General features: G+C 66.5%; 27 protein-coding genes, 1 tRNA gene and 1 pseudogene. 9 read left to right on the top strand and 20 right to left on the bottom strand.

Going from position 1 to position 25,646, the window contains the following annotated elements:
• Positions 1 to 32: 32 nt before the first annotated feature.
• Positions 33 to 1,820: a bifunctional metallophosphatase/5'-nucleotidase gene (locus ABFX54_RS15395; protein ID WP_346105339.1), complete on the bottom strand. Its 1,788-nt coding sequence runs from the start codon at positions 1,818 to 1,820 to the stop codon at positions 33 to 35.
• A 108-nt stretch (positions 1,821 to 1,928) separates the two neighbouring features.
• On the opposite strand from ABFX54_RS15395, the gene mshD reads away from it, so the two are divergent.
• Positions 1,929 to 2,837 carry a mycothiol synthase gene (mshD, locus tag ABFX54_RS15390; protein WP_346105337.1) on the top strand — a complete coding sequence of 303 codons (909 nt, stop codon included), beginning with the start codon at positions 1,929 to 1,931 and terminating at the stop codon, positions 2,835 to 2,837.
• 14 nt (positions 2,838 to 2,851) lie between these two features.
• Here mshD and ABFX54_RS15385 read toward each other — a convergent pair whose 3' ends face one another.
• The 3 genes from ABFX54_RS15385 to dcd form a co-directional block, all read right to left on the bottom strand.
• Entirely contained in the window at positions 2,852 to 3,859 is a 1,008-nt protein-coding gene (locus ABFX54_RS15385) for an inorganic phosphate transporter (RefSeq protein ID WP_346105335.1), read from the bottom strand.
• An 8-nt stretch (positions 3,860 to 3,867) separates the two neighbouring features.
• A complete protein-coding gene (locus tag ABFX54_RS15380) occupies positions 3,868 to 4,485 on the bottom strand; it encodes a DUF47 domain-containing protein (RefSeq protein ID WP_106243913.1) in 618 nt (205 codons plus the stop codon).
• 266 nt (positions 4,486 to 4,751) lie between these two features.
• Positions 4,752 to 5,327: a dCTP deaminase gene (gene dcd, locus ABFX54_RS15375; RefSeq protein WP_346105333.1), complete on the bottom strand. Its 576-nt coding sequence runs from the start codon at positions 5,325 to 5,327 to the stop codon at positions 4,752 to 4,754.
• Between the two features lie 112 nt (positions 5,328 to 5,439).
• Here dcd and ABFX54_RS15370 point away from each other — a divergent pair.
• Positions 5,440 to 5,510, top strand: a tRNA-Gly gene (locus ABFX54_RS15370).
• A 106-nt stretch (positions 5,511 to 5,616) separates the two neighbouring features.
• Here ABFX54_RS15370 and ABFX54_RS15365 read toward each other — a convergent pair.
• The 7 genes from ABFX54_RS15365 to ABFX54_RS15335 form a co-directional block, all read right to left on the bottom strand.
• Positions 5,617 to 6,960: a tyrosine-type recombinase/integrase gene (locus ABFX54_RS15365; protein ID WP_346105331.1), complete on the bottom strand. Its 1,344-nt coding sequence runs from the start codon at positions 6,958 to 6,960 to the stop codon at positions 5,617 to 5,619.
• Positions 6,960 to 7,166, bottom strand: coding sequence for a helix-turn-helix domain-containing protein (locus ABFX54_RS15360; RefSeq protein WP_346105329.1), 207 nt, complete (start codon positions 7,164 to 7,166; stop codon positions 6,960 to 6,962). Before ABFX54_RS15360 ends, ABFX54_RS15365 begins: the two co-directional genes overlap by 1 nt.
• Positions 7,167 to 7,178: 12 nt before the next feature.
• Entirely contained in the window at positions 7,179 to 8,714 is a 1,536-nt protein-coding gene (locus tag ABFX54_RS15355) for a replication initiator (protein WP_346105480.1), read from the bottom strand.
• Between the two features lie 178 nt (positions 8,715 to 8,892).
• The gene (locus ABFX54_RS15350) at positions 8,893 to 10,302 is read right to left on the bottom strand and encodes an FtsK/SpoIIIE domain-containing protein (RefSeq protein WP_346105327.1); all 1,410 of its coding nucleotides are present in this window, start codon (positions 10,300 to 10,302) and stop codon (positions 8,893 to 8,895) included.
• A gap of 88 nt (positions 10,303 to 10,390) precedes the next feature.
• Complete coding sequence (locus tag ABFX54_RS15345) at positions 10,391 to 10,693, bottom strand: hypothetical protein (RefSeq protein WP_346105325.1); 303 nt, start codon at positions 10,691 to 10,693, stop codon at positions 10,391 to 10,393.
• Entirely contained in the window at positions 10,690 to 10,965 is a 276-nt protein-coding gene (locus ABFX54_RS15340) for a hypothetical protein (protein WP_346105324.1), read from the bottom strand. Before ABFX54_RS15340 ends, ABFX54_RS15345 begins: the two co-directional genes overlap by 4 nt.
• Positions 10,965 to 11,378 carry a plasmid replication, integration and excision activator gene (locus ABFX54_RS15335; RefSeq protein ID WP_346105322.1) on the bottom strand — a complete coding sequence of 138 codons (414 nt, stop codon included), beginning with the start codon at positions 11,376 to 11,378 and terminating at the stop codon, positions 10,965 to 10,967. The genes ABFX54_RS15340 and ABFX54_RS15335 overlap by 1 nt, the downstream gene beginning before the upstream one ends.
• A gap of 90 nt (positions 11,379 to 11,468) precedes the next feature.
• Here ABFX54_RS15335 and ABFX54_RS15330 point away from each other — a divergent pair, with 90 nt between their 5' ends.
• Positions 11,469 to 11,891: a hypothetical protein gene (locus ABFX54_RS15330; protein WP_346105321.1), complete on the top strand. Its 423-nt coding sequence runs from the start codon at positions 11,469 to 11,471 to the stop codon at positions 11,889 to 11,891.
• On the opposite strand, the gene ABFX54_RS15325 is transcribed toward ABFX54_RS15330, so the two are convergent.
• Positions 11,879 to 12,619: a GntR family transcriptional regulator gene (locus ABFX54_RS15325; protein WP_346105319.1), complete on the bottom strand. Its 741-nt coding sequence runs from the start codon at positions 12,617 to 12,619 to the stop codon at positions 11,879 to 11,881. The genes ABFX54_RS15330 and ABFX54_RS15325 overlap by 13 nt on opposite strands.
• Before the next feature lie 785 nt (positions 12,620 to 13,404).
• On the opposite strand from ABFX54_RS15325, the gene ABFX54_RS15320 reads away from it, so the two are divergent.
• On the top strand, positions 13,405 to 14,277 hold the full coding sequence (locus ABFX54_RS15320) for a DUF5919 domain-containing protein (RefSeq protein WP_346105317.1): 873 nt from the start codon (positions 13,405 to 13,407) through the stop codon (positions 14,275 to 14,277).
• On the top strand, positions 14,274 to 15,098 hold the full coding sequence (locus ABFX54_RS15315) for an inositol monophosphatase family protein (protein ID WP_346105316.1): 825 nt from the start codon (positions 14,274 to 14,276) through the stop codon (positions 15,096 to 15,098). Before ABFX54_RS15320 ends, ABFX54_RS15315 begins: the two co-directional genes overlap by 4 nt.
• Positions 15,099 to 15,628: 530 nt before the next feature.
• Here ABFX54_RS15315 and ABFX54_RS15310 read toward each other — a convergent pair.
• On the bottom strand, positions 15,629 to 16,141 hold the full coding sequence (locus ABFX54_RS15310; RefSeq protein ID WP_346105314.1) for a hypothetical protein: 513 nt from the start codon (positions 16,139 to 16,141) through the stop codon (positions 15,629 to 15,631).
• Between the two features lie 1,495 nt (positions 16,142 to 17,636).
• Between ABFX54_RS15310 and ABFX54_RS15305 the strand changes: the two genes are divergently transcribed.
• On the top strand, positions 17,637 to 18,914 hold the full coding sequence (locus tag ABFX54_RS15305) for a hypothetical protein (RefSeq protein ID WP_346105312.1): 1,278 nt from the start codon (positions 17,637 to 17,639) through the stop codon (positions 18,912 to 18,914).
• 186 nt (positions 18,915 to 19,100) lie between these two features.
• Here ABFX54_RS15305 and ABFX54_RS15300 read toward each other — a convergent pair.
• Positions 19,101 to 19,652, bottom strand: a pseudogene (locus ABFX54_RS15300) (transposase); the annotation flags it as partial.
• A gap of 223 nt (positions 19,653 to 19,875) precedes the next feature.
• Here ABFX54_RS15300 and ABFX54_RS15295 point away from each other — a divergent pair.
• Positions 19,876 to 20,370: a GNAT family N-acetyltransferase gene (locus ABFX54_RS15295; RefSeq protein WP_346105311.1), complete on the top strand. Its 495-nt coding sequence runs from the start codon at positions 19,876 to 19,878 to the stop codon at positions 20,368 to 20,370.
• A gap of 110 nt (positions 20,371 to 20,480) precedes the next feature.
• Here the strand turns inward: ABFX54_RS15295 and ABFX54_RS15290 are convergent, their stop codons facing one another.
• The gene (locus ABFX54_RS15290; RefSeq protein WP_346105309.1) at positions 20,481 to 21,044 is read right to left on the bottom strand and encodes a GNAT family N-acetyltransferase; all 564 of its coding nucleotides are present in this window, start codon (positions 21,042 to 21,044) and stop codon (positions 20,481 to 20,483) included.
• Positions 21,045 to 21,290: 246 nt separating this feature from the next.
• On the opposite strand from ABFX54_RS15290, the gene ABFX54_RS15285 reads away from it, so the two are divergent.
• Positions 21,291 to 22,082, top strand: coding sequence for an ArsR/SmtB family transcription factor (locus ABFX54_RS15285; protein ID WP_346105307.1), 792 nt, complete (start codon positions 21,291 to 21,293; stop codon positions 22,080 to 22,082).
• Between the two features lie 118 nt (positions 22,083 to 22,200).
• Here ABFX54_RS15285 and ABFX54_RS15280 read toward each other — a convergent pair whose 3' ends face one another.
• From ABFX54_RS15280 to ABFX54_RS15270, 3 genes are all read right to left on the bottom strand, one after another.
• Positions 22,201 to 22,422 (bottom strand): hypothetical protein, encoded by a 222-nt coding sequence (locus tag ABFX54_RS15280; RefSeq protein WP_346105305.1) that lies wholly within the window; start codon positions 22,420 to 22,422, stop codon positions 22,201 to 22,203.
• A gap of 86 nt (positions 22,423 to 22,508) precedes the next feature.
• Positions 22,509 to 22,928 (bottom strand): hypothetical protein, encoded by a 420-nt coding sequence (locus ABFX54_RS15275; RefSeq protein WP_346105303.1) that lies wholly within the window; start codon positions 22,926 to 22,928, stop codon positions 22,509 to 22,511.
• A 270-nt stretch (positions 22,929 to 23,198) separates the two neighbouring features.
• A complete protein-coding gene (locus tag ABFX54_RS15270) occupies positions 23,199 to 23,354 on the bottom strand; it encodes a hypothetical protein (protein ID WP_346105302.1) in 156 nt (51 codons plus the stop codon).
• A 19-nt stretch (positions 23,355 to 23,373) separates the two neighbouring features.
• Here ABFX54_RS15270 and ABFX54_RS15265 point away from each other — a divergent pair, with 19 nt between their 5' ends.
• Positions 23,374 to 23,751 carry a sensor histidine kinase gene (locus tag ABFX54_RS15265; RefSeq protein WP_346105300.1) on the top strand — a complete coding sequence of 126 codons (378 nt, stop codon included), beginning with the start codon at positions 23,374 to 23,376 and terminating at the stop codon, positions 23,749 to 23,751.
• Between the two features lie 139 nt (positions 23,752 to 23,890).
• On the opposite strand, the gene ABFX54_RS15260 is transcribed toward ABFX54_RS15265, so the two are convergent.
• The gene (locus tag ABFX54_RS15260) at positions 23,891 to 24,901 is read right to left on the bottom strand and encodes a serine hydrolase domain-containing protein (protein ID WP_346105298.1); all 1,011 of its coding nucleotides are present in this window, start codon (positions 24,899 to 24,901) and stop codon (positions 23,891 to 23,893) included.
• 121 nt (positions 24,902 to 25,022) lie between these two features.
• Positions 25,023 to 25,442: a hypothetical protein gene (locus tag ABFX54_RS15255; RefSeq protein WP_346105296.1), complete on the bottom strand. Its 420-nt coding sequence runs from the start codon at positions 25,440 to 25,442 to the stop codon at positions 25,023 to 25,025.
• Positions 25,443 to 25,646: the final 204 nt, after the last annotated feature.

Below are 25,646 nucleotides of genomic sequence, written 5' to 3'. Positions count from 1 at the left end.
GACGGAGACGGGCCCTCGTTCGGTGAGACCGGTCAGTCCACCACGGTGATGCGGTTCGTCGCCGGAGGGGCGATCGGGTTGTCGCGGCCGAGCTGCTCGACGAAAGCGTCGATGTCCAGCGGCCCGCTCCACAGCTCCGTGCCCTCGGTGAAGGCGAGGAAGGCGTCACCGCCGCCGACCAGGAAGTTGTTGGCGGCGACCCGGATCGTCTGGATGTCCGTCACCGGCACCCCGTCGATCTTCATGTCGGACACCTTGGAGCCCCAGGCGGCGCCCCGGCTGTAGGTGTAGGTGAAGTTCGCCGACGGCTGCAGGATCTTGGTGAAGGCCTGGTTGTTCGGCCCGCCGGTGAACTGCTGCTCGAGCAGCGTCTTGAGCTGGGCGCCGGTCAGCGTGACGACCTGCATCAGGTTGTTGAACGGCTGCACGGTGAACGCCTCGCCGTAGGTGACGACGCCGTCCCCCTCGTTCGCGGGGGAGCCGGCGAACGCCAGCGACGCCCGTACGCCGCCCGGGTTCATCAGCGCGATCTGCGCGTTGCCGCCCGTCCGCGTGGCGGCGAGCTGGCCGTCGGCGATGAGGTTGCCGAGCGGCGACTCTCCGGACGGCGCGGCCGTGTTCGTGATGTCGGCGCTGATCGTCCCGACCGCCCGGTTGGCGACGGGCGCGACGCGGTCCTTCCACGTCTGCACGAACGCCGAGATCTCGGGGTCGGCGGTGACCGTACGGGTCACGACGTGGTTGTCCGCGACGACCGAGGCGCGTTCGACGTCCCGCGTCTTGGTGTTCACCTTCAGGTCGACCTGCGTGATGACGCGCCCGAACGAGCCGCCCTGGGAGTACAGGCGGTCCTCGCCGGCCGGGTCCTTCACCTTGCACAGGTACGCCTGGTGGGAGTGGCCGCTCAGGATGAGGTCGATCTCGGCGTCCACCTGCGTGGCGATGCGGTTGCCCGCCCCCGGGACGGCGCTGCAGGCGTCCGGCGACTGGCCGGCGGTGACCTGGTCACCCTCGTGCACGAGGACGACCTGGGCCTTCACGCCCACCAGCTTGAGCAGCTTGGAGGCCACGTTCGCGGCCTTGACCTCGTCCACGAACTTGAGGTCCTTGATCCCCTCGCTCGTGACGATGCTCGGCGTCGTCTGCGTGACCAGCCCGATGAAGCCGATCGGCACGCCGTTCATCCACTTGATGCTGACCGGCGGCAGCGCGGGCACGCCCCAGTCGGCCAGGGCCTGCTTGACCTTGGCCGAGTTCGAGCCGCCGAGTGCGGCCAGCGCGTCGGTGCGCTCGCGGGGGTTCTTGAACAGGACGTTCGCGCCCACGTAGTCGAACTGGGCGCCCTTCCACGTGCCGGCCGGCGAGCAGCCGTCGACCGGGTGGCAGCCGCCGTTCATGATGCGGCGCAGCTCGGTGTAGCCCTCGTCGAACTCGTGGTTGCCGACCGCGGCCACCTTGAGCCCCAGCTTGCCCATGAACTCGACCGACGGCTCGTCGTGGTAGGCCGCCGAGACCAGCGGCGTCGCCCCGATGAGGTCGCCCTGGGCGACGGCGATGGTGTTCCTGTCGGTCAGGCCCTTCATGTGGGTGGCGACGTAGGCCGCGCCGCCGGCGTCGACCGTGTTGCCGTTCTCGTCCACCATGCGGCCGGAGGACCCGGTCGGCGGTTCGAGGTTGCCGTGGAAGTCGTTGAGCGCGAGCAGCCGGACGGGAACCGTCTTGGGGGCCTTGCCCGCGTCCGCCGGAAGGGTGGTGAACAGGACCCCACCCGTGGCGACGGCTCCGGCCAGCGCCAGCCGGAGGAAGGAACGAGACGTCATGGCCCAAGACGTTACGGCGGGAAGCTATGCAGCCAATGTCGCAAAGGTAACGATTTGCCGGGCTGCCGCATGGCGTTATTTGCCAGTCGGACGCCTAGAGTTCGTTCTGTGACTGCGCGCGTGGAGATCAGAGAACGGCTGGACGACCAGGAGATCGACAGAGTGCTCGCCCTGGTGGCGGCGGCGACGGAGACCGACGGCGTCCGCCCGCTCAACGAGCACGTGATGCTCCATCTACGGTACGGCGGCGACGCGCAGGCGCGTTCGCTGCTGGCGTACGCGGATGACACTTTGGTGGGATACGCCCACGTCGACCCGACCGACGAGGTCGAGGGGCCGAGCGTGGAGCTGGTCATCCACCCGGCCCATCGCCGCCACGGCCACGGCACGCGCGTGCTGCGCACGGTCATGGAGCTGACCGGCGGCAGGCCCCGGCTGTGGGCCCACGGAGACCACGCCGGCGCCGGCGCCCTCGCCGCCGCCTTCGGCTTCGACCGGGTGCGGTCCCTGTGGCAGATGCGGCGTTCCCTGTTCGCGCCGCTGGCCGCGTACACGCTGCCCGAGGGCGTGAGCCTGCGCACCTTCGTGACCGGGCAGGACGAGGAGCCCTGGCTCAAGGTCAACGCGGCCGCCTTCGCCCACCACCCCGAGCAGGGCGCCTGGACGATGGACGACCTGCTGCGCCGCGAGCAGGAGCCGTGGTTCGACCCCGAAGGCTTCTTCCTGGCCTTCAGGGACGAACGCCTCGTCGGCTTCCACTGGACGAAGATCCACGGCTCGTCCGACCACGGCCATGAGCCGCTGGGCGAGGTGTACGTGGTCGGCGTCGACCCCTCCCAGCAGGGCACCGGCCTGGGCAAGATCCTCACCCTGGCCGGGCTGAGCCATCTGCGCTCGCGCGGTCTCGCCCAGGCGATGCTGTACGTGGACGAGACCAATGCGGCGGCGATCCGGCTGTACGAGTCCCTCGGCTTCAACCGGTGGGACGTGGACGTGATGTACGCGCCGGCGGAGTGACTTGAGCCGTCCCGTCACCCTTCCACGATGGCGTGCAGGACGAAGTAGGACAGAGCAGCCACCAGCGCGGCCGCGGGGATCGTCAGGATCCACGCGGTCACGATGTTCCCCGCGACCCCCCACCGCACGGCACTGAGCCGCTTGGTGGCCCCCACACCCATGATCGCCGAGGTGATCGTGTGCGTGGTGGAGATGGGCGCCCCGAAGCCGATGGCGGCCCCGTACAGGACGGTCGCCGCCGCCGCCTCCGCGGCGAACCCTTGGGGCGGGTCCAGCGCGATGATGCGCCGGCCCAGCGTGCGCATGATGCGCCAGCCGCCCGCGTACGTGCCCAGGGAGATCGCCCCCGCGGCGGCGAGGATGACCCACTGCGGGATGCCGTCCGTCGGCTGCGCGAAGCCGCCGACGGTGAGGGCCAGGAAGATGACGCCCATCGTCTTCTGCGCGTCCTGCAGCCCGTGCCCGAGCGCCATGGCGGCGGCCGAGACGGTCTGCGCGTAGCGGAAGCCGCGGTTCGTCTTGCCCGGCTGGCTGTTGCGGAAGATCCAGTAAATTGCGATCATGATCGCCGCGGCGAGCGAGAACCCGATCAGCGGCGAGAGCACCATCGGGATGACGACCTTCTCGACCACGCCGTCCCAGTGCACCACGCTGGCCGAGGCCAGCGCGGAGCCCACCAGGCCGCCGATGAGCGCGTGACTGGAGGAGGAGGGCAGGCCGAAATACCAGGTGATCAGGTTCCACGTGATCGCCCCGATGAGCCCCGCGGCCACGATGACCAGGCCGTGCGAGCCGTCGGGAGCCTCGATGATGCCCTTGCCGACCGTCTGCGCGACCTGGGTGCCCAGGTGGGCGCCGATGAAGTTCATGGCCGCGGCCATGAACAACGCGGCCCTGGGGGTCAGGGCCCGGGTCGAGACGGAGGTGGCGATGGCGTTCGCCGCGTCGTGGAAACCGTTGGTGTAGTCGAAGATCAGGGCTATGACGACCACGCCGATGACGAGGCCGAGCGTGAGGTCCACCGCTGGTCCTAGCTTTCCTTGACCGCGATCGACTCGACCGTGTTGGCCACGTGCTCGAAGGCGTCGGCCGCCTCTTCGAGCGCGTCGACGACCTCCTTCATCTTCATCACCGTGAGGGCGTCGTACTCACCGCTGAACAGCTTGGCCAGCAGCCTCCGGTAGACCTGGTCGCCCTGGTTCTCGAGCCGGTTGACCTCGATCCAGTACTCGTTGAGGTTCTTCATCGAACGCAGGCGCGGCATGGCCTCGGCGGTCAGCTCCGCCGCCCGCTCCAGCACTTCGACCTGCCGGACGACGTCCTTGGGCAGGTGATCGATCTGGTAGAGCACGATGAGGTCGGAGGCGGCCTCCATCGCGTCCATGACGTCGTCGAGGTTCGAGGCGAGGCGGTAGATGTCCTCGCGATCGAACGGGGTGATGAAGCTCTCGTTGAGCCGGTTCATGATCGCATGGGTGCGTTCGTCACCGGCGTGCTCGCAGGCGCGCATCTTCTCGGCCAGGGCTTCCCGGTCCGAGCCGTCACTGATGATCTCGACCAACAGACGGGATGCCGTGACCAGGTTGTTCGCGGAGTCGGCGAACAGGTCGTAGTAGCTGTCCTCACGTGGCGTGAGACGCAGGCGCACGTCGTTCTCCAGATGTGCGGGGATGGTCCGTGGAAGAGGTTATGGCTAACCAGGCGAAATGCGAACTTCATGTCCCCTTCGCCTAATGGCTACCCGGCGTATGTTGTGCGACACCGCGAATCCGCGTAGTTTCCGGGGTTTCTCTGCAGCTCGAACCACTTCGAGAGCCGGTCAGAACACCTCGCGCGCGGGCGATGCCCTGCTCTTGGTCACCTACTTGTTCCGCTGATGTTCACCTGTTGTTCATCTAGTGCGGATCTTCTGGTTCAGATCTTTGTCCGATGGAAGTTCCGGTACGACCGGGACGGGGTCGGCCCCCGCTGACCCTGATAGCGCGAACCGTACTTGCTGGACCCGTACGGATGCTCCGACGGGGAGCTGAGCCGGAACACGCACAACTGCCCGATCTTCATCCCCGGCCACAACTTGATCGGCAACGTCGCCACGTTCGACAACTCCAGCGTCACATGCCCGGTGAACCCCGGATCGATGAACCCCGCCGTCGAATGCGTCAGCAACCCCAGCCTCCCCAGCGAACTCTTCCCCTCCAACCGCGAGGCCAGATCGTCGGGCAGGCTGACGACCTCGTAGGTGGAGGCCAGCACGAACTCCCCCGGATGCAGGATGAACGGCTCGTCCCCGCTCGGCTCCACCATCCGCGTAAGGTCCGGCTGCTCGACCGAGGGGTCGATGTGCGGATATTTATGATTTTCGAAGACCCGGAAGAGACGGTCGAGCCGTACGTCGATGCTGGACGGCTGGATCATCTCCGGGTCGAACGGATCCAGAGCCAGCCGGCCGGAGTCGATCTCGGCAAGGATGTCACGGTCAGATAGCAGCACGGGGAGCAACTTACCGGTCGGGTGGGGGTCGGGTGCGAGGTTGGGTGGGGCTGGGATTGCTGAAGTGCGCCAAGTTTCCGCTAGAGTGGGGGGACGCGCCTTCGGGCCGCACGCGGGTGTAGTTCAATGGTAGAACATCAGCTTCCCAAGCTGACAGCGCGGGTTCGATTCCCGTCACCCGCTCTCATAGGGAAAGCCCAGGTAGACCGATGGATTCGGTGCCTGGGCTTCGTTGTTTTCTAGGGCTGTTGATCTCTGCGTGCCATTAGCGTGCCATTAGGGCTTGTGATCACCCGGCGGGAACCAGCAGGCCAGGAGGGTCGTCCTCGTCATCGTCACGTGCCCCTTCGTGCCCGATGAGGTGCTTGTCGATGGCTTCGGTGATCAGTTGGTCGGCTCCCCGGACGGCGTGCTGATAGATCATCGCGGCGCGGACGTTGTCGTGCCCCATGCGTGCCATGAGGTCCTTCAAGCCCGCGCCCGAGCCCGCTGCGATCATGTTTCCCGTGTGACGGAGATCATGGAAGTGCAGCCCCGGAACGCCGATCGCCCGTACGGCCTCGATCCAGCCGGAGAGCTTGTTGAACCCGCTCCGGCGCATCGGGCCGCCCTTGACCCCAGTGAAGATCAGCGCTCCGGCTTCGGGCTTCACGCAGAGCCGCAGGTGTTCTCTCATGGCCGGGATGATCGCTTGTGGGATGCCGACGATGCGCTTGCTGGCCTTGGACTTGGGCGGACCAAGAACCAGCTCGCCTGTGGAGCGTTCCACGTAGGCCAGGCGCACGCGGACCGTACCCGCGTTGAGGTCGAGGTCTGATCGGGTCAGTGCGGTGATCTCGCCCCATCGGAGACTGGCGAACGTGGCCAGGAGAACGAAGGCCCGGTAGCGGCGATCGTGCGTGCAGTCGGCCTGCCCGGTGTCGATCATCCGCCACAGCGCCCGCTCGGCTTCTGCTCGCGTCGGGAAGACCTCCGGGTAGGTTCGCATCTCACCGTGTCTCTGGAAGCGGATGCGGTGTCCTTCGCCTCTCTTGAGCGCCCGGATGCTGCCCACTGGGCGGCGCCCAACCTTGTCCGCCAGCTCGAAGACCTGCCCCACGGAGAGGACCGGTCGCTCTTCAGCGTGCTCGTCGCCGGCCCCGCGGATCCTGCACGGGTTGCGGGAGATGATCCCGTCGTCCTCGGCCGCCGTCATGAGCACGGCACGTAGGAGGCGGTATGCCTTCGCCGCCATGCTCACCGAGACGCCCTTGCCGAGCAGGTCCGCCCGCCACTGCCGAATCATCGCCGTGGAGAGCTTGCCGAGCGAGATGTTGCCGAGGTGCGGCGTGATGTGCTTCTTGAGCAGCCAACGGTAGAGATCGATTGTCCTCGGCCGAAGCCCGGGGCGCTGGTCGATCCAGGTTGCCGAATACTCTGCGAGCTTGATCTTGGCCCGCTCGGGGTCGGTCCACGTACCTGCGAGAATCCGCCCCTCGATCAGGGTCAGTGCCCGATCTGCATCGCCCCTGCGCTCGTAAGTATCCTCACCGGTCCTGATGCGCCCATCCGGTCCGGGGTAGCGGATCTGGAACCGTCCCGAGGGCAGCTTGCGGATGTTGCCGAAACGGCGGTGGTTGTCCTTGTTCGCCATCAGGCGGCCCTCCCGGTTGCGTCGAAGGTCGTCATGGGCGCGACGGTCCCGGCGACGACGAAGGCGATCAGTGCGGACTCACGTATGCGGACGTGCCGCCCGACCTTCACGAACTCGATCCGGCGTTCGGCGATCAGTCGGCGGACGAAGCGAACCGAGGTGCTGAGCAGGTCGGCCGCTTGCGGGACGGTGAACAGTTGGTCCAAGATCTCCTCCTCTCAGGCTGCCTGCGGAGTTGCCGAAAGTTCTTCGAGGTGTCTCAGGTGAGCGCGCCATCGCTGGCGTTCGGCGATGGATCGAAGGAGCCGGACCCCGATCGGAGCGACCTCGGGATCGCCCGGCTTGACCGGCTGCCAGACGTATCGGTGCGGGTCGGTAGGCTCGTCGGCCTGGCCGAGCGCTTCGAGAACCCAGGTACGGCGGTCCTGCTTGTGCTCGGCGAGCGTCTTGTTGCTCCACTTGCGGGACACGAGGACCCGGCGACCGGCGTAGCCGAGGTGTTCGGGCTTGTGGGCCTTGGACCGGCAGCAGCCGGGGACCATCCCGGACTTGGCGCTCTTGGGCTGTACCCCGTACCGCAGCCAGTTCGGGCACGTCGGCGAGCACGGCTCGTAACGCAGGGCGTCAACGAAACGGGTCGCGTGCTCCCGCTGGGCCTGACCGTCCAAGGTCTCGCCGAGGCTCTTCGTCAGGTACTTGGACAGGTACCGGATGCACTGGTCAGCGTCCGGCGACCCGGCGAGCACGCCCTTGACGTCCACCTGATCGCCGAAACGGATCACGTGCATGGGCTCGTCGCTGAGCTGGTCGAGGGCTTCGTCCCAGGTGGGCAGGACTTCGCCCGTGTCAGGGTTCACGTAGCCGATGCCCTCGTTCCAGATGGGCAGGTGGTCACCCTCGAAGCGGGCCTCATCCGCCTGAGGCCACCAGATCTGGTGATAGGTCGCCGCCGCGATCTGCTTCATCTCGGCGCGTGGCAAGGTGCCCCGGACGGCCATATGCAGATGCGGGGCGAGCCGCTTCTGAGGCTCCACCGTGGCGAAGTACTGCACGTCATAGCCAGCGACCCGGCGAAGGTTCTGCACGAACCGGTCCACGAGCTTGGAGAAGTGCAGCGCGTCACGAGCCGCCCGGACGTAGTCGTACGTGTCCGGATCGACGGGAGCGCCGTTCATGACCTTGCCGTAGCTCGGCAGAGTGAGCGTGACGAACAGAGAAGGCCGGTAGGTCTTGCCGTCCGCCGCCTCGAAGGTCCGGCCCAGAGTCGTGCTGGCCATCTTCCGCTTAGGCAGATCGGGCGCGTCCTGGCGACGCTTCGTGGAGCGGACGCGCTTGGAGCTCGTACGGCCCAGCACGTTGCCGCGCATCCCAGCTTCGTTGATCTCGATGTCGAGCCCGGTGAGCACGGCGTCCAAGTCGGAGGTGTCGCCGCCGGCCTTTTCCTCCTCGTCGCGCTTGGCCTGCATGTCGGCCCGGAACTCGACGAGCCAGCGCTGCCCATCGGTCGGTTCGTCGGGTGTGATGATCGGCTCCTCGTCGAGGTGCCAGCCCTCGCGGCACTGCGCCATCCGGAGCTGCCGGTTGCGCTTGGCGCACGGAGGACACTTGCTCTCCAGCGGTGAGCCGCACGGGACATCGACGACCTCTGACTTACCGGTCGTCATGTCGAGCCGCTTGAGCGCCACGGGCCGGATGCAGACGCCGTGAAGCTTGGCGATCTCCTCAGCCACGTCGCGGGCGAGCGGTTGAGCCATGCGGACAGCGCGCGGAGTCTTGCGGTCGTTCAACGGACCTCCTCTCCGATTTCGGGGAATGCGAGCGCGGTCTGTCCGCACTCGGAGCACTCGACCAGGCCGCGTAGCGCGTCGAGCCAGAGGGCATTCAGCGCACGGCACGAAGCGCAGCGGAGGCCGTCGAGGAAGTGAGCCAGCGTCATCGGACCTCACCGACCATCGAGCGGATGTCGTCGTCGGAGACGTACGCAGCCCGGACACGGATCGGATCGGGACTGGTCTCCAGCCGCACATATCCGACGCCCGCGCCCCGCTCCGGACGAGGAGAGATGCGATCGGCCAGCGCGCCGCGATCCCTCGCCCCGTCACCGAGCACCATGTCCACCTGCTCCGACTCGTCGAGCCGCAGAGCGATCTTGTCCGGGAAGAGGTTACGGATGTTCATGACCTCCTTGCGAGGGTCCTGGAGAGCCGCCAGGATGCCGACACCGACCGCGCGTCCCTGAGTGGTCAGCGTGGCCAGGGCAGCCGAGATGCGCTGCCTGAGCTGCCTGTCGGACTGGTAGGCGGTAAGGAACGCCACCTCATCGACCGCGACCAGGACGAACGGGTCATCAAGAGTGGGTGTGTGTGACCGCTGGACCCCAGCGAAGCGAGCCGCACGCTTCTGCATGACGCTCACGGCCTCGTCGAGCAGGTCAGCGCAGTCAGCGGGATCAGCCGCGTACCGGCCGCCGAAGAGAGCCCTGCCGTACGACAGCTCCATCAGCTTCGGGTCGAGCGCCCAGATCTCGACCAGGCTCGCATGCATGGCAGGCATGAGGCCACGAATCGCTGACCAGATGATCGAGCCCTTGCCCGCCCCCGTGGCCCCGGCGACGAGGACATGAGTCCCGTGCAGCCGGAGGAGCCACGGCGAACCGTCCTCTTGCCTGCCGATCTCGACCGGCCCGACAGCCGGGGTATCCGGAATTGGTAGCGCCGCTATAGGCGTGGCCAGCGGATCGTGACGCGGGAAGGTCAGCACGAGGTGACCGGCCCTGACCACCGCGACCCGGCAGCTCTCCGACCCGAAGCCGTGGGACAGGTTCTCGATCCTGTCGGACCAGTCCTTGACTGCCTGGCCGTCGAGCATGCGGACGGTGAGCCGATCGGCCCAGGAGTCGGAGGCGACCTTGACCAGCCGCGGAACGTACTCTCGTCCGCGTATGTGCCGAGCCAGCCCGGCGACTGCCATGACCGGTTGCCAGTGCCGCCGATAGATCCAGAACCAGCGGCCGAAAGCGATCATCCGCCAGCCGATCCACCGTGCGAATGTCGGCCTGTCGAGGATCGCCCAGGCGCCCATCGCCGCGAGAGCCGGAATGACGAGCAGCAGCGCGACGCGCCAGCCATACACGAGGCAGAGCCCAGCGGGAACGGCGATCGTGGCCAGTGCGACGGGATGCCGCCAGACGAGGCGGAAAAGGCCGGCTACGAACCGGGCGAGGAAGATGACCAGAGTGATGATGGCCGGGGTCTGCACCACGGCCGGTTTGAAGACCACCGCCGTATCAGGGGTGGTGGAGACGATGCGGTGCGGCTCGTCGCCGGGCATCCTCTTGAACATTAGGGTGAAGTCCTTCCATGCATATCGCGTGTGTGCGGAAGACCGAGGGGCCGCCGGAAGTTGCCGCTTCCTGCGGCCCCGCTGAGCATCAGGCCGCCTCGATGTCGGTGGCCTTGTCTGACTCGCCGAAGTACAGCCGCTCACAGTCGGCCAGGTACCGAGCGGCGGCGTTGAAGATCTCGCGAGCAACGGTCAGATCGTCATCGGTCACCGGCCCTGAGGTCGAGACGGTCACCGAGGCGTCCGAGGTGTTCAGGTCGAAGCAGGGCCTGCCGTTCTCCCCGAGCCAGGCACGCGCCTGCAACTCCGCCGAGCAGAAGGCGATACTGAAGCGCGACGGCTGATCGGGCCGCATGGAGACGGTGACGTAGGTGTACGGGCTGAGCGTCATCGACCCGCCACCCCCAGCCCGTTCGGCAGGCCGTGGAACATGCGCTCCACAGCACCGGCGAACATGGCGGCCTCACGCGCCAGATTCCGAGCGAACCTGACGTCGTCGAGGGTGACGTGATCGTTGGCCGACGTGGTGACGAGTACCTGCGTGCCGCCGAAGACGAGCCCCAGAACCGGCGACCGCTGCGGATACGGATGGTTCCGCACATCAGCGCCCTGACCGACCTTGAGTGCGATGGTGCTGGCCGGACGGGCCTTCTGCCGCCCCATCACGCCGCGTCCTTGGCAGCGGGCGTCGCCTTACCGGCCGGACGAGGAGCACGCATCTCTCGAACCTTGATCGAGTACGCCAGCCTTCCGGCCTGGTTGACGTACGGCGTTGCGGTCATGTGGTCGAACTCGACCGGCGTGAACGGCAGCCCGGCCATCGGAGCCGGAGGAACCGGCTGCACCGGGCTGAGGATCTTGACGGAGACGGTCTTCTGAGCCGCCTTGAGCGTGGGGTCGGCGTCCATGACGCTGACCTGCCAGACAAGCTCTGCACTCTGCTTGTCGCGGGTCTGGACGAAGCGCCCGTTGGTCGAGGCGTCGAAGTCCTTGACGGGCTCGACCTCGCCCACGATGTAGCAGCCGTGCGGGAAGACCATGTCGAACGTGACGGGGATGTGACCTTGCAGTGCCATGAGGCTTGCTCCTAGCTAGTCGTCTTGTCGCTAACTCGTCTTGTCGAGTTGTCATGAAGAACCCCGCCTGCGAGCACTCGACAACACAAGTTGGAGACATTTTTCTTGAGGGCAGGCGATGTGCGGGCGCTATGCGGAGAATTGCGCCAGTTTGTCCAACAGAAAGAGAGCGTGATGGCTCAGCGGATGTCGGCCCAGGAGGCGGTTCTCAGCCTGATGTCTTTGGCATTCATCGAGATCAGGTATCTGGCACGGATGAGGCAAGTCCATAGGTCTGTTGATGAGGATTTCCCTGCTGATTTCATCGAGCAGATTCGACTCATTGCCGACCTATGCCACAATCTTCCCGGCGACTTCAGCGCACGAGGAAAGAGAGAACGCGAACGACGCGCTACCGCGAGTCTGAAATTCTTCCTGCGACGGCCGGAGAGCCACCACAGTCGGTGGGTGAAGGAACACCTGACGGAGCTGGGATACGACTACTCACATCTGCTCGAACCTCAAAGCGAGTAGGAGTCTTCCAACTCGTGCAGGTCTCCGGGCAGCACTAGGTCCACAACAAGCACGGGCCGACCTCCACCGTTGAACACGCTGGCCAGCACTCCGAGAACCGGCGCGCTCTTGCGAATCTCCATGAGCTTGGCTTCGTCTGTTGAAGGGTGCCTGGCGCTCAGTCGTTCGACGACGTGTTGAAGTTTGAGCCCCTTGCTCGCTCGGAGATGTTCCCTGATGCCGGCGGTGAGAGGCTGCGCCTCGCCGAGCTGCGTTCCCTCGGACTGATGCACCGGACACCACACGGTGAACAGGTCCGTAGGTCGCTCGTCATCGCGGAACAGAACACGGCGCCGTACGACCGTAGATCCCTCCGGCACGTCCAACAGCTTGGCGACTGCCGCAGTGGCTGCCACTGACCCGGCGTCGATGACCGTGCTGTTCTCGTCGGCTTCCACACGGTCCAGGACGGCGCGGCCTGGACGGGGGTTCTGGCTGGACGCGCCCGGCGGGGTCGCCTTCACAAAGGATCCCTTACCGTGCTCCCGCTCGATGACGCCACGGAGCTGGAGAACTTGGAGGGCGCGGACGACAGTTGGACGGCTCACCTTGAAGTCTCGAACAAGCTGCGTCTCGGAGGGCAGCAGAGAGCCAGGTGGATAAGTCCCATCCGCGATCTTCTGCCTGATCGTCTGCACGATCTGGGCGTATTTCGGTGGCGCGAACTCTTCAGACGACATGACGACCATCCAACAACTCGACTTGTCGTAAAGCCTAGTTCGAGTTGGACAGCCTGTCGCCCCCTCAGCACAGGAAGCGTACGAGCTGGTGGAGGAAACCATCTGACTGCGCAACAGACAGCCCCTCCACCAGCACCAAGACGCGACGGAATGGCACCCCTGTACTCGCCAACCGCCGCGCCCGCCTAGCGAGCCTCACCATTGAGGAGGGCAATCCAGACGTCTTGCGCCTTCTTGGACGGCCAGCGATACGTCTCGTGAACCTGCTGTACCACCCCATCGAGACGCGTAGTCCGACGGATGTAGGCAAGTCCACCCTCGCGACACCGTTCGTAGACGGTGTCCTCGCACTCGCAGGTGTACTCGATCACGCGCGGTGGACCCTGCTCGCGGACTACCTCTCCCCAGACCAGACGCATGTGGTTCGGCCGAGGCGGACCAACATGAGGCGCGAAACAGCCGACATAGATGTTCACAGCAGCGCACCCGCCCGTCCGGTCCCGCTGCACCGCCAGCAGTCATCGCGGTGTCGATCATCGGGAGCGGCATCGCCTGAGCTCTTCCCGGCCACCACCACGGCCCGGCGGAGGCTGATGTACTTCCAGCCTCGCCCTGAGCAGGAGTTACACGACGCAGTCATGGAACGAGGATTGCCCGAGGACTTGTCACGTCTCGATCGCTCCCGAGTACCGTCTGTAATCGACTCATCTCTTTTCGTCTCCTCTTTGTCTCGTCCGAGCCCGTCTCTGTCGCTAACCTGGGCCTATATGGCACCCCAGCCCGAGGCGCGGATCATGACTGACCAGCCGATCCTGTTGAAGACCCTCCTCACGCAACGCCACTGGCAGACCTACAGCACGTTCTGTAAGGAGTACGACAAAGCCGCCAAGAAAGTGGACCCGTCGTTGCAGGGCGGTTGGCCGAGCCGAGCACAGCTCCACCGATGGCTGAACGGGGAACTCAAGGGCCTGCCGTTCTCAGGCCACTGCCGCGTCTTGGAAGCGATGTTCCCAGGCAGATTGGCACATGAGCTGTTCACCACGACCGCCGTCGAGATCCCGGCACAGAGGACAGAACCAGAACCAGCCAGAAGCGCCGGCCCCGGCACCGACGCCTGCCCCATGCCGCAGATGGCCGACGTGACCGCTGTCTTCAGTAGCCGCTCGGCCTTCTCCTCGGCATACCCGGCCTCGTCGATGTTCGACGACTCCAAGGAGATCAACGCAGCAGGCCTGTCGCTCAACATCCTCTGCCAGAGCTACCCCGATCACCAGCTCAAGCGTCTGCTCGACTCCGGGACCCGCATCCGCTGCCTCTTCCTCGACCCGAAGGGCCACGCGATCCGCGCCCGCGAAGCAGAAGAGGGCTACACCGACAGCACCCTGACAACCCTCACAGCGCTCAACATCAGCATGCTGACCAGGCTGCGCGATCGGCTCGACACCACGTCAGCCCAGCGCCTCGAACTCCACGTCTACGACGAGACGATCCGATTCAATCTGATCATCGTGGACCGGGCGTTTTGCGTGGTCCAGCCATACCTACCGCAGGCACGCGGAGTCGATTCACCTACGTTTGTGATCACAGACAACACCGCCGCGGAGGGGCTGTTCCCCATCTTCGACCAGGTGTTCAGGGATATGTGGGAGCGGAGCAAACCCGTATGACCATCGACGCCAGGACTCTTCTCCCCATCGCTGAGCGCGCCGTGTCCATCGCGAGCGAGATCATCCGTACCAAGGTTCCCGGCGTCATCACGGCCAAGGGAGACCGGGACATGGCGACGGAGGTGGACTACGCCGCAGAGCATGCCGTACGGGAGTTCCTAATCCGCGAGACGCCCGAGATCGGATTCCTGGGCGAGGAGGAAGGCGTCGGCCACCTGGGCGACGGCCTGATGTGGGCGCTGGATCCCGTGGACGGAACAGCCAACTTCCTGCACGGCATCCCGCTCTGCGGTGTCTCCCTCGGGCTGATCGACAAGGACACGCCCGCAATCGGAGTGATCGACCTGCCGTTTCTCAAGCTTCGCTACTCGGCGGCCGAGCATGTTGGCGCTAGCGCCAACGGATCTGCCATCCAGGTGAGCGATGCCCGCGAGTTGCAGACCGCGATCGTGGCGCTCGGTGACTATGCCGTGGGGGAGAACGCCGATGAGCGGAACCGGCCACGGCTTGCCCTGACCCAAGAACTCGCCGCTCGCGTCCAGCGAATCCGAATGTTCGGCTCAGCCGCGATCGATCTCGCCTGGGTGGCAGACGGCAAGATCGACGCCAACATCATGCTCAGCAACAACCCGTGGGACACCGCAGCAGGAGTCGTCATCGCCCGAGAAGCCGGAGCGACAGTGGTCGATCTCGACGGCAGCCCACACAGCATGAACGCTCACGCGACCATAGCAGCAAGCCCCAAACTCGTGGCCGACCTCGTGGAACTCATCGCTGAGGCGCGCAAGGCCGTGGTGCTCGACCGGAACATTGCCGAATAGCTCTTGTAGGTATCAAGCGCCGGCGCGGCGCGCCGCCGTACAGCGGCCCGTCGCTTGCCCGCCGCCCGGGCATGCGGCCTGGGGGCCGGTCCCGGGCGGCAGCAGCACGGACCGCCACGCCGATCGTGGCGCCCGCCGTACTGAGCAAGCTCACCGACCCCAGCGTCACGCCGCCGCACGAATGCAGCCCTACGATCGCCACGCGTGGGCTGGCCTCAGGTAGTGGCTGAGGGCGATCGACGATCCGGTGCTTCGTTCCTCAGCACCGGCTCACCGGATAGCGGTGTCCTCAGGTCGCGAAGCCAAGCATGTGGCTGCTGACTCGGTCGTGTCGTCGTAGGTAGACAGCGAGACAGCGGATCGTCTGTGCGCCCTTTCGGGATTTGACTGCTGCCCATACTCTGTGCCCTAGCAAGAACGATCATGCATCGAAAGCGGGGCATCAGTGAGCTTCGGTGTGGTCTTCTACCGGGCTGGGCTGGCGTTCTCGGCCAGAACCCGGTGAGGAGCTGAATGCCCTACGGGTCAGCTCAGCAGCCGTACCACCCGGCGTAGGCGTCCCACTTGCCGTCCTTGGTGAATTCTGCGCTCTTGCCCTTGTTGATCGTGGTGCACTTCGAGTCGGGCATAAAGGCCCCCCTCCAGTCCACCTTGAGCTTCTTCTTGCTGGCGCAGTTGTTCGTGATCTTCACCCAGTGGTGATAGTACTTTCCGAAGGCGGTCTCCTCGTAGAAGGTCCTCCCATGCTGGACATTGACGCAGGAGGGCGCGGCGTTGGCCGCCGGAGCGGCGGCGGCCGGTGTGGCGACAGTCATGGTGAACATAGCTGCCGCCACAGCTGCGGCTCGGATGAAGGCACGGGAATCCATCGTTCTCCTTGGGGATATCGCGGCGATTTTGGATGCTGCCGGTTGGGCAGCAAGAAACGCCCGCCACATGCGGGTTGTTGACACGGCCAACGCTAGTGAGGGGCGGTATATCGCGGGTATGGCAGTGATTCGGGCAAGGCCAGGCCGGATACCCGCTTCGTCGACCTCGACCACGCTCAACCGCTACACGCACGCGTCGCCCGAGGGTCTGTAGTGCCGAGTCAACAATCGCCTCTGGAGTGGATCTCCAGCTCAGGGAGGGGGAAGTGCTCAAGATCGGCGGGTCCTAATGGGGCCGAGGCGGGCGGGGTGCGCGCAGTGCGTTTCAATCCCAGGTCGGAGAGCTGATACTCGTGCCAGATGCGTGCCAGAACGAACGGCAGGTCAAGGTCATTCAGGGCCACTCACGGCCACTCGTCGCGGTCTGACCAGGAGCCCCGTTCTCCCCGCTCAGGACACCAAGATCAGTAGCCGGTTCCCAAGCTGACAGCGCGGGTTCGATTCCCGTCACCCGCTCCAACTGCTTGGTTGAGGTGGAAGCCTGGTCATCCCGCCCACCATCGACCCGGGACAAGCCGAGCAGACCAGGGCCACGGGGCAAGGTCGTTCGTCCGGCGGGGCGCTCCATCTTGACCCCGTTGCTCTGGCCCGCTTCCCCTCGGGCGGGTCGACGGCAGACGGATGATCAGGCGGGCGGGGTACGCGCGTCGCGCGGGAAACACCAGGTCGCGGGCTGATCGTCGTGCCATTAGGGTGCCATTGAGGGCGGTGGCGAGGGGTCAACCACGGTCACTCACGACTGGCCTCAGCTCCAGGCCAACGCGTCTACGAGCCAAGATCCCTGCAATTCCCAAGATGGCAGCGCGGGTTCGATTCCCGTCACCCGCTCCAATCGCTTCCGGGCCTCACTGCGTGGGCCTTCCACTTGGGGCGCTTCACGCCTTGGTGTTCCAGATTGTGCCTCCCATGGGGTTCCGCCCCCTTCGACCCCCGGACAGGCCTGCCCGCTTCGCTCGCCCTCCCTGCCCGTTGCCTGGTTACCCGGTGGGCTGGCTGATACCCGCACCCGAACGAGCCTCGCTGATCGCTCGAATGGCACCTCTGTCCGCGTACGACCTCGCTCGACGATGGTCGTACGACCTCATATATAGGTGAGGCCTTCTTCTTCCCCACGCTCTCCATCATGGACATCCCTCCAGGGACAAACCCCTGATCTCGGATGTCCGTCAAACCGGATCAAGCCCGGTACGTCCTTGGCTGACGGTGTGAGGTGTGGAAACCGCCGTTATTCGTTCTTCCTCCGCAAAGCCCGGCCGGAAAGCTTCACCAAAGCTGGAAGTGTTACGGCTGGTCGCCATTGGAGAGCTACGCTCCCCCTTTGCCGGGCTCCTGTACGAAGGCCGGTGGACCGAGCTAGTAGCGATCAGAGAGGGGAGGCATCATGGCACAGCCGCCCTACCACGCCGGGCCCGGTGCGTGGCAGCCGCAGGGCCAACCGCGCCATGCCGGCAGCGGGGCGCAGAGCGGATACGGGAATGCGCGGCAGCCGCAACCGCCCTATCCGTTCGGTCCGCCATATGCGTCTGGGGGGCCACCGCCCCCGCGGCGGCGCATGAATTCGGGGTGTACGGCGGCGCTGTTGGGCGTCGCAGGGCTGCTGATAGCCGCCTTGGTGATCGTCGTCGGCTTCGTGGCGGTGTCGAAACTGCGGGGCGATGCCCGTCCGATCGCACGGGGAGACCGCACCGCCTCTCCGGAGCCCAAGCGGGACATGGCCGAGGGCGGCGCCAAGCTGAAGACGGTCGAGCGCGACGGCTACGACGAGCTGAAGGGGGAGGAGGCGGAGGGGATCGCCGATCCTGGGCCGTTGGTGGCGAAACCCGGCCGCCCGCCGCACCGGTACGCCGGCTCGCCGGTCATCTCAGCCTGCACTCTGCTGACGTTCGCCGATCTGAACAAGCTCGGGCTGCTTCTGCACCCCAATCCCCTGATCGGATCGTACCGGCGCTCCTACTTCGACGGGCAGGGCAATGGCCCGATCGAGAAGGGCGGGCTGTTCGTCCCGACCGACGCGCCGAACAGCTGCAAGTACGTGCTGTGGCCGAAGTCCCCGGTGGAGATCGCGGTTTTTCAGGAGAGTTACACCAGTTCCCGCGCCATGGACTACTCCTTCGAGCGCTACAGCACGAGGCCGGCGATCGGCGCCGTGACAGTTCGGGAGCGCAAGCGCAGCTCGAGCCAGGTGAACGAGACCATCGACCACCTGCACTACGTTCTACGGCTGAGGAAGACGGTCGTGCAGGTGGAGTTGTCGCTACAGCGCGGACCCCGGCAGGAGAAGCTCAGGCGGGGGCTGCTGGAGACGATCGCCGGCAACCTGGTGGAGCGCTCGGCGGATCCGGCGGGCATTCCTTCCATCGCCTATGACAGCCCTCTGATCACCGCGAAGCCGGCGCCCGCGTGCGCCCTCATCGATGCCAAGGACTTCCGGACGCTGTTCCGCTGGCCGGCTGCGCCGTTCGTCGGGGAGGAGTTCGGCAGCGCGGCCGGCAGGACGAACTTCAGTATCGGCACGAGCATTCCCGACCAGAACGAGTACGCCTACGTCTACACACGGTGCGAGCGGAGCACGGGGCATAATTACCTCACCGACCGATACAAACTGCAGGTAGAGGTCATCAGCTACATGGCCGATGCCGCGCCTGCGCACTCTATCGGGTTCACCAGACCGCTCGACGGCGGGCAGCCACTGACCCGTTCCGCGGGCGAGGAATCGTACTGCGTGACCCGGCCCTATGCCCGATCGGCCGGCGCGCTGGTGTTCCGGAAGGGGCGATTCCTGGTGACGCTGTCGATGACTCAGCCCGATGATGTTCAGCGCGTGGATCCGCGCGAGCGATGCGCGCGCATCGCCTCCGTGGCGCAGCGGGTGGCCGGGAGACTCTAAGGCCCCTGCCCCGGAAGGCACGTCGATCGCGTGCTGCGGCTCGTCGCAACCGCTGATGCGAACGTTTCCGAGTTCGACGACCGACTCGCCTGCTGCCGAACAGCGAATACCAAGCCCATCGGCCGTTCGGGCGCGCGCGATCCGACGTGTGGCTCTTAGTGGGCGTTTGATTTGTAGGTGTTCGTCCTAGTACGTTCCTCGCCAGGTTGGGGTGGATTCGTCGGTGATGCGCTTGCCGGCATTGTCGATCACCGCTATGTGGATCACGGCCTCGGAGCTGGCGGGCAGGGTCTCGTAGGCGCGGGCAAGGCGGCGGTGAAGCATGAGCCGGCCGAAGGTGCGCTCGATCACCCAGCGTCGCTCGAGGACGTGAAAGCCACGGGTTTCGGGGCCGCGATGGACAACCTCGGCGATCTTCTTCGCGGCGTCGGTGCCCTGTGAGGCGGTCGGCGGGTTGGTGGAGGTTGTGATCGTCTGGGTGTCGATGACGGCAGCGGTGGGTTGGGGGTCGCGTCCTTGCTTGACGCGGGCCAGGCCGGTGAGGTCGTAGTTGGGCTGGGCGAAGATGCCCTCATCGCGCCGGGCGGCGTAGGAGGAGTAGACGGTGCCGTGGGGTGGGAAGTCGTGCGGGAGGTAGGCCCAGGTGACGCCGGTCCGGTTCAGATACAAGATCGCGTTGAAGATGTCTCGCAGGTCAGTGGGCGCGGGTGCGCCGGCTGGACGGCGGTCGAGCCGGGCCTCGCCGGTGACGTTTCCGATGCTCGGATTCTGGACGTCGGCTCCTGGTGCCCACGTCGTCGGGATCGAGGGCAGCGCCACGCTGCTGCGGCATGCGCGAGCGCGCCTGAACGGTCACGCGGAACTGCGTCTCCACGATGTGGAAGAGCCGCTCGACTTGCCGTGAGACTGCGGCGTCCCTGATCGTCGGACCGGCACTGATCAGGGCGATAACATGATGTTCGTGGCGGATTGGGTGCTTCGACCGGCTTTGGCGGTAGATGTCGAGGCGGTGGCCGAGTTGCGGGCCGTGGTGTTGCGGCCGGATCTTGAGCGGCTCGGGCGATACGACGAACAGCGGGTGCGGCAGCGGCTGCGGGACGGGTTCGCGCCGGCGCACACCTGGATGATCGAGGTGGACGGCGCCCTGGCCGGCTGCGTGGCGCTGCGGCCGGCGGAGGACGCTTACTGGCTGGAGCACTTCTACCTGGGTCCGGAGGTGCAGGGCAGGGGTATCGGCACTGCTGTTCTGGGCGGGCTGCTGGAACGGTGTGATCGCGAGGGCGCCGTGGTTCGGCTGAACGTGCTGCAGGGCAGTCCGGCCCGCCGGCTGTACGCGCGGCACGGGTTCACGGTCGAGACCGAGGATGAGGTGGACGTGTTCATGGTGCGTCACCGGCACCCCGCCTCGGCCGGTGATCGGCCGGCGGAAATGGGGTCCGGCGGCCCTCATCCATGATGCGGCGGTCGAGGGGCTGGTGGTCGGCTGACCGTACGTTCGGCTGGACGAGTGCGAAGTGGATGCGCGGGGGCGCCGGTGGTTGTCGAGGATTCCGCGGCTGCCGTTGACTAGGGCTGGTTGGCCTTCCACTCGTGGGCGAGGGTCGCGTACACGCATTCGGTGCCCCAGCGATCGCCGTCGAGATGGCTTTCGACGAGGCGGGCCTCGCAGCGCATGCCGAGGCGTTCGCAGACGTTCGCGGAGCCGGTGTTGAGCGCGTCGAGGCGGGCGAAGAGCCGGTGGGTGCCCAGGTCGGCGAAGGCCAGTGAGGCGACGGCGAGCGCTGCTTCCGTCGCGTAGCCCCGGCCGCCGTACGCGGGGTTGAAGATCCAGCCGATCTCGGTCTGGCGCGCCCGCGTGTTCGCCAGCTTCAGCACCACTTCGCCGATCACCGTCGCATCGCCGGTCCGGCAGACCGCGATCACCAGGTCATCGCCGTCCTCGGTCCACGCCTGGTCGGCAGCGCGCCGGGTCAGGCTCTCCGCGCACTGCTCGCGGGTGAGCGGCGGACGGTAGAGGTAGCGGGCCACCTCGGGGAGGCTCTGGTACGCGTACAGGTCATCGAGGTCGTCCAGCCTGAACCGGCGGAGGGTGAGCCGTTCGGTGGTGATAGGCAGGGAGAGTGCGGTCATCGGCTGGGTGTCTTCCATTCGTCTGGGGTCGCGTCAGCCTAGTCGATCGCGTGATGCCCGAATTGGGTGCATGCTCCACGATCCCCGCCCTTGGGGGGCTGTGGAGGTCGGGCATGGCTGGTGAAGGGTTGGGACGGGTTCTGCTGTGGAGGGTGCGCCTTGACAGGCAGCCGTTTGGCTGCCTAAATGGAAAGGCAGCCAAACAGCTGCATATCGACCAGCGGCGACACGGGTACGAGGGCGGGCATGGACGAGGTGTTCAAGGCGCTGGCTGATCCGAGCAGGCGCGCGCTGCTCGACTCGCTCAACGCCCGCAACGGGCAGACGCTGCGCGAACTGTGCGCCGGACTCGACATGGCCAGGCAGTCCGTCAGCAAGCACCTCGCGGTGCTGGAGGAGGCCGGGCTCGTCACCACCGTACGGCGGGGCCGGGAGAAGCTGCACTACCTCAACGCCGCGCCCGTGCACGAGATCGCCCACCGGTGGATCAGCCGCTACGACCGGGCCAGGGTCGAAGCCCTGGCAGACCTGAAACTCGCTCTGGAGGACGCCCCGATGGACGCGCCGACCTTCGTCTACACCACCTACATCCGCACCACCCCGCAGAAGCTCTGGCAGGCGCTGACCGAGCCCGCCTTCACCCGCCGCTACTGGGCCACGGAGTTCACCACGGACTGGGCCCCCGGCTCGCCGATGACCTGGGACAACCACGGCGTGCTGATCAGCGACCCGGAGCAGGTCGTGCTGGAGGCAGAACCGTACAGCCGGCTCTCCTACACCTGGCACGCGATCACCCCGGAGCTCGCCAAGCGCTTCGAGTGGGACGACGAGATGCTCGACCGGTTGTCCGGCGAGCCCCGTTCGAAGGTCACCTTCACGATCGAGGAGTCCGGGCAGGTCGTGAAGCTCACCGTAGTGCACGACGGCTTCGAGCCCGGGTCGATGCTGGCCGAGATGGTCAGCCATGGCTGGCCGAACGTGGTGGCGAGCCTGAAGTCGCTGCTGGAGACCGGGGAGCCGCTGCCGGACGACTTGTGACCTCGACGATCAGACTGAGGCCGCCGTGGACCGGCGTCGTCGCGAACATCGGCGGAGCCCCTTTTCGGGCCCCGCCGAGTCGCGGCTTTCTAATCACTGAGTGGAGGGGAGCCGCCGGTCAAGGTGTGGTGAACAGCCACCATTGCGGGGTGCCGTTCTGCGCGCAGAAGTACGACACCCACTGGCCGGCCTGCTGTCCTTGGTTGCCGGACACCCAGCAGACCTCGTAGCTGGCGTAAGGGCCGTAGACGGACTGGGCCGTCGCGGGAGTGGCGGCGACGCCCAGCGCCAGGCCGGTGGCTGCGACGAGGCCGGCGAGCAGACGAGCTCGATATCTCATGATCGTTCCTTTCGCGTGATGTCGTTCGCCGGACGCGCGCGCGGGGAGGGGTCGGGCCGCTGCACGATCGGGTGATCGGGGCTGGGTCAGCAGGCGATGTGGAGGGAGAACGGGCGGTCGTCGTCGACGGTCCTCGGGTGCGGGGCGGAAGGGGTGGCCGTGCGGACGAAGAGCGTACGCGGGCCGACGGCGCCGACCAGGATCGATGAGCTGCCCGGCCCGGGGTCGTTGCCGCCGTTGGTGTTGATCGTGCCGGTGAGGGCGCAGCGGGTGATGTCGGCGCTCGTCGTCAGGTTGTAGCGTCCCTGGCCGAACTTGTTGACGTTGCCGATGCCCGATGCGGCGAGCAGGGCGCCGTTCGCGGCCACTTTGGCCCAGAACGTCGTTCCCGCGGCGGCCCGCTGGGCGGATGCCTCCTGCGCCGCGGCCCCCGAGACGGTGAAGATGCCGCCGGCGAGAATGGCCGATGCCGCCACCGTCATGAACAGCCTGGTTGAGTTCCTCACTTCTGCCTCCTGTGGGAGTTGCCGCGGAATGGGATGAACTCTTGGGGCGGACATTGATTCTTCGGTCTATCCGTTTCTCTGTTTGTGAATTCGTGTCCGCCGGAGTTCCTGCATCCAAATGTGCAGCGTGGGCGTGGGTGAGGAAATCCCGAGCTTTGGGGGTTGCGGTCGGCTGGGATCCGTTGAGTGGGTGCTATTGGGGAGGAAGGGGGATGGCGGAGGATTACTTATGATTTTGGAGGTTTTGCGGCTTGGAATTCGGCGTACGGCTCAGCTGGAGGTGCTGGTCGTTCTGCGGATCCAGGTCCTGTAGGCCGCGGCGTCGGTCCACACGCCGGGGCCGACGCAGTTGGGGTCGGTCTTCTCGTCGCCGTCGCGGCTGGTGATGCCGACCAGCTCCCAGCGGCTGCCGAACCTGCGCACCACGGGGCCGCCGGAGTCGAGGATGCAGCTCTGCGCCTTCTTGGTGGGGTGCTGGGAGCAGATGTCGCTCGCGGTGTGGGTGGTCGGACGGGCGGTGCGTGCCCGCCGGGAGCACGAGACGCGAGCCGTACGGCAGGTGCTGACCGACGAGCGGTTGCGCATCGCGCGCGACCTGCACGACGGCGTCGCGCACAGTCTGAGCCTGATCACGGTCCAGGCGTCCGTGGCCCTCCACGTCGGCGACGAACGGTCCGGCGAGGCCCGCTCCGCCCTGACCGTCATCGAGGACACCAGCCGCGAGGCCGCCAGGGAGTTGCGGCGCATGCTCGGCCTGCTGCGCGCCGTCGACGACGACCCGCAGGACGCCGCGCAGTTGGAGCCGTGGGGTCGGTGGTGGTGAGTGTGGTGGGTCGTTGTGCCGCCGGTCGTGCGCATGGCGGGGGGTCGGTCGCCCCGCGTTGGTGGTGGTCGGTGTGGTGGGTCGTTGTGTCACTGGACGTGCTCATGGCGGTCGTTGGTCGCCCCCGCGTTGATGGTGGTCAGTGCGGCGAGTCGTTGTGTCGGCCGGTCATTTCTTCGATCAGGGCTTCGGCCAGGGTGTTCGTACGGTCCTGGTTGTCGTCCAAGGCGATGATCACGAAATTGGAGCCTCGGTCGGACAAACGGGCGAGTCGCGTGGTCAGGCCGGGCCAGCTGCCGCCGTGCTGGTAGATGCGGTGGCCTGCGTGTTCGCGGATGCCGAGGGCCCAGGCGTAGTCGAGTTCCGTGCCGTCGTCCAGGCGGCCGGGTGTCTGTAGGAGCGCGGAGATGCCGAGTTCGTCGTGTTCCAGTGCTTGGTTCCAGCGGATGAGGTCGGGGGCGGTTGACCAGGCGCCGCCGTCGCCGAGCGAGAGTGGCGCCGGGTAGTGCGGGTCGAGGGGTGCGGCTCCGGGGGGATGCGGGGGTGGGCCGGGCCAGAAGCGGGTGGCGGTCATCCCAAGCGGGGTGAACAGGTGGTCTCGGGCGAAGCCGGGCAGGGGGGTGGTCGCGGCGCGTTCGACGATGACGGCCAGGCAGACGTAGCCGGCGTTGCAGTAGCGGAACTCGGCTCCTGGCGTGCTCGCGAGGTGGTCGAGCCGGCTGAGCGCGTGGATGACGCCGGACGTGGTGTGGTCGAGGTTCGTGCGGTCCAGGTCGTCGAACTCGATGCCCGTGGGCAGGCCGCTCGTGTGGGAGAGGAGATGGCGCACTCGTACGGTGGCGGACCAGGAGGGGAGCTCGGGCATCCAGTGCGCCACGGTCGATTCGGTGTCCAGCCGGTCTTGACGTACGAGCAGAGCGGCGCAGGCTGCCGTCAGCTGTTTGGACAGGGAGGCGGTGTAGACGATCGTGCCGGGGGTGAGCGGTTTTCCGGCCAGGGTTCGTCCGCTGGTCACGAAGACGGGTGGGGTGCTGTCGTGCTGTACGCCGACGATGAGGGGGTCGTGGGCGCGGTAACCGGCTGCTCTGGTCAGCGCGGTGATTCGGTCATGGAGGCGGGATTCGGGGGATTGATCGGAGTGCGGTGGCATCGAGGCGAACCGGTCTTGCGGCGGTGGGGAGGTTCCGGCCGGTTCATGGGCTGTCGGCCCGCTGGACCTTTCGATCACCGGTTCATTATTCAAGCGGGTATGCCCGGATGTACATCGGCGGTTATCGCGGGTGTGGTGGGGGTTGGGTGAGGCGGGTTTCGACGTAGTGGTGGCTGTCGGGTGGGAGGGGGCGGGCGGTCAGGGCTCTGTGCAGGAGGTCCGCGTCGTACCCGTGGGCGGACAGGTGGTCGAGGAGGGGTTCGTAGCGGTCGGGGCGGTCGCGTAGGAGTTCGGTGGCCAGGCGTAGTTCCAGGCGGACCACGGGAACGTGGTGTGGGCCGCAGGGGATCAGGACGTGGTGTCGCCATGGGCCGACTCCTATGCACTCCAGCGCGTCGGAGTCGGTTTCCTGCTCGACCGTACTGATCTCCACCTGGACGCCGTGCACCTCGTACCTGGTGAAGTACTGGGAGCTTTCTGGGATCCAGGTCGGCGGGTACAGGCAGGGGTGGGAGGAGAGGGCGGCGGCGAAGGTGTTCACGTCTTCGCGCCGTGACACCAGGAGGTCGACGTCGCCGGTGGGGAGGTGGACGCCCTGCAGCAGGGCGGCGCTGGTGCCGCCGACGCGGTAGGGAGGGGCGCCGCCCGTAGCCGCCAGGGCAGTGAGGGCTGTGAGGGTCGTTGACAGGGCCGAAGATCGGGCCAGCCCTCTACGGACCCGTCCCCGCGAGCACTTGAGCCTTTG

This window comes from Nonomuraea maheshkhaliensis, from assembly GCF_039529435.1.
In the GTDB taxonomy this organism is placed as follows: Bacteria; Actinomycetota; Actinomycetes; order Streptosporangiales; family Streptosporangiaceae; genus Nonomuraea; species Nonomuraea maheshkhaliensis.
This window is presented reverse-complemented; position numbering and strand designations above follow the sequence as displayed.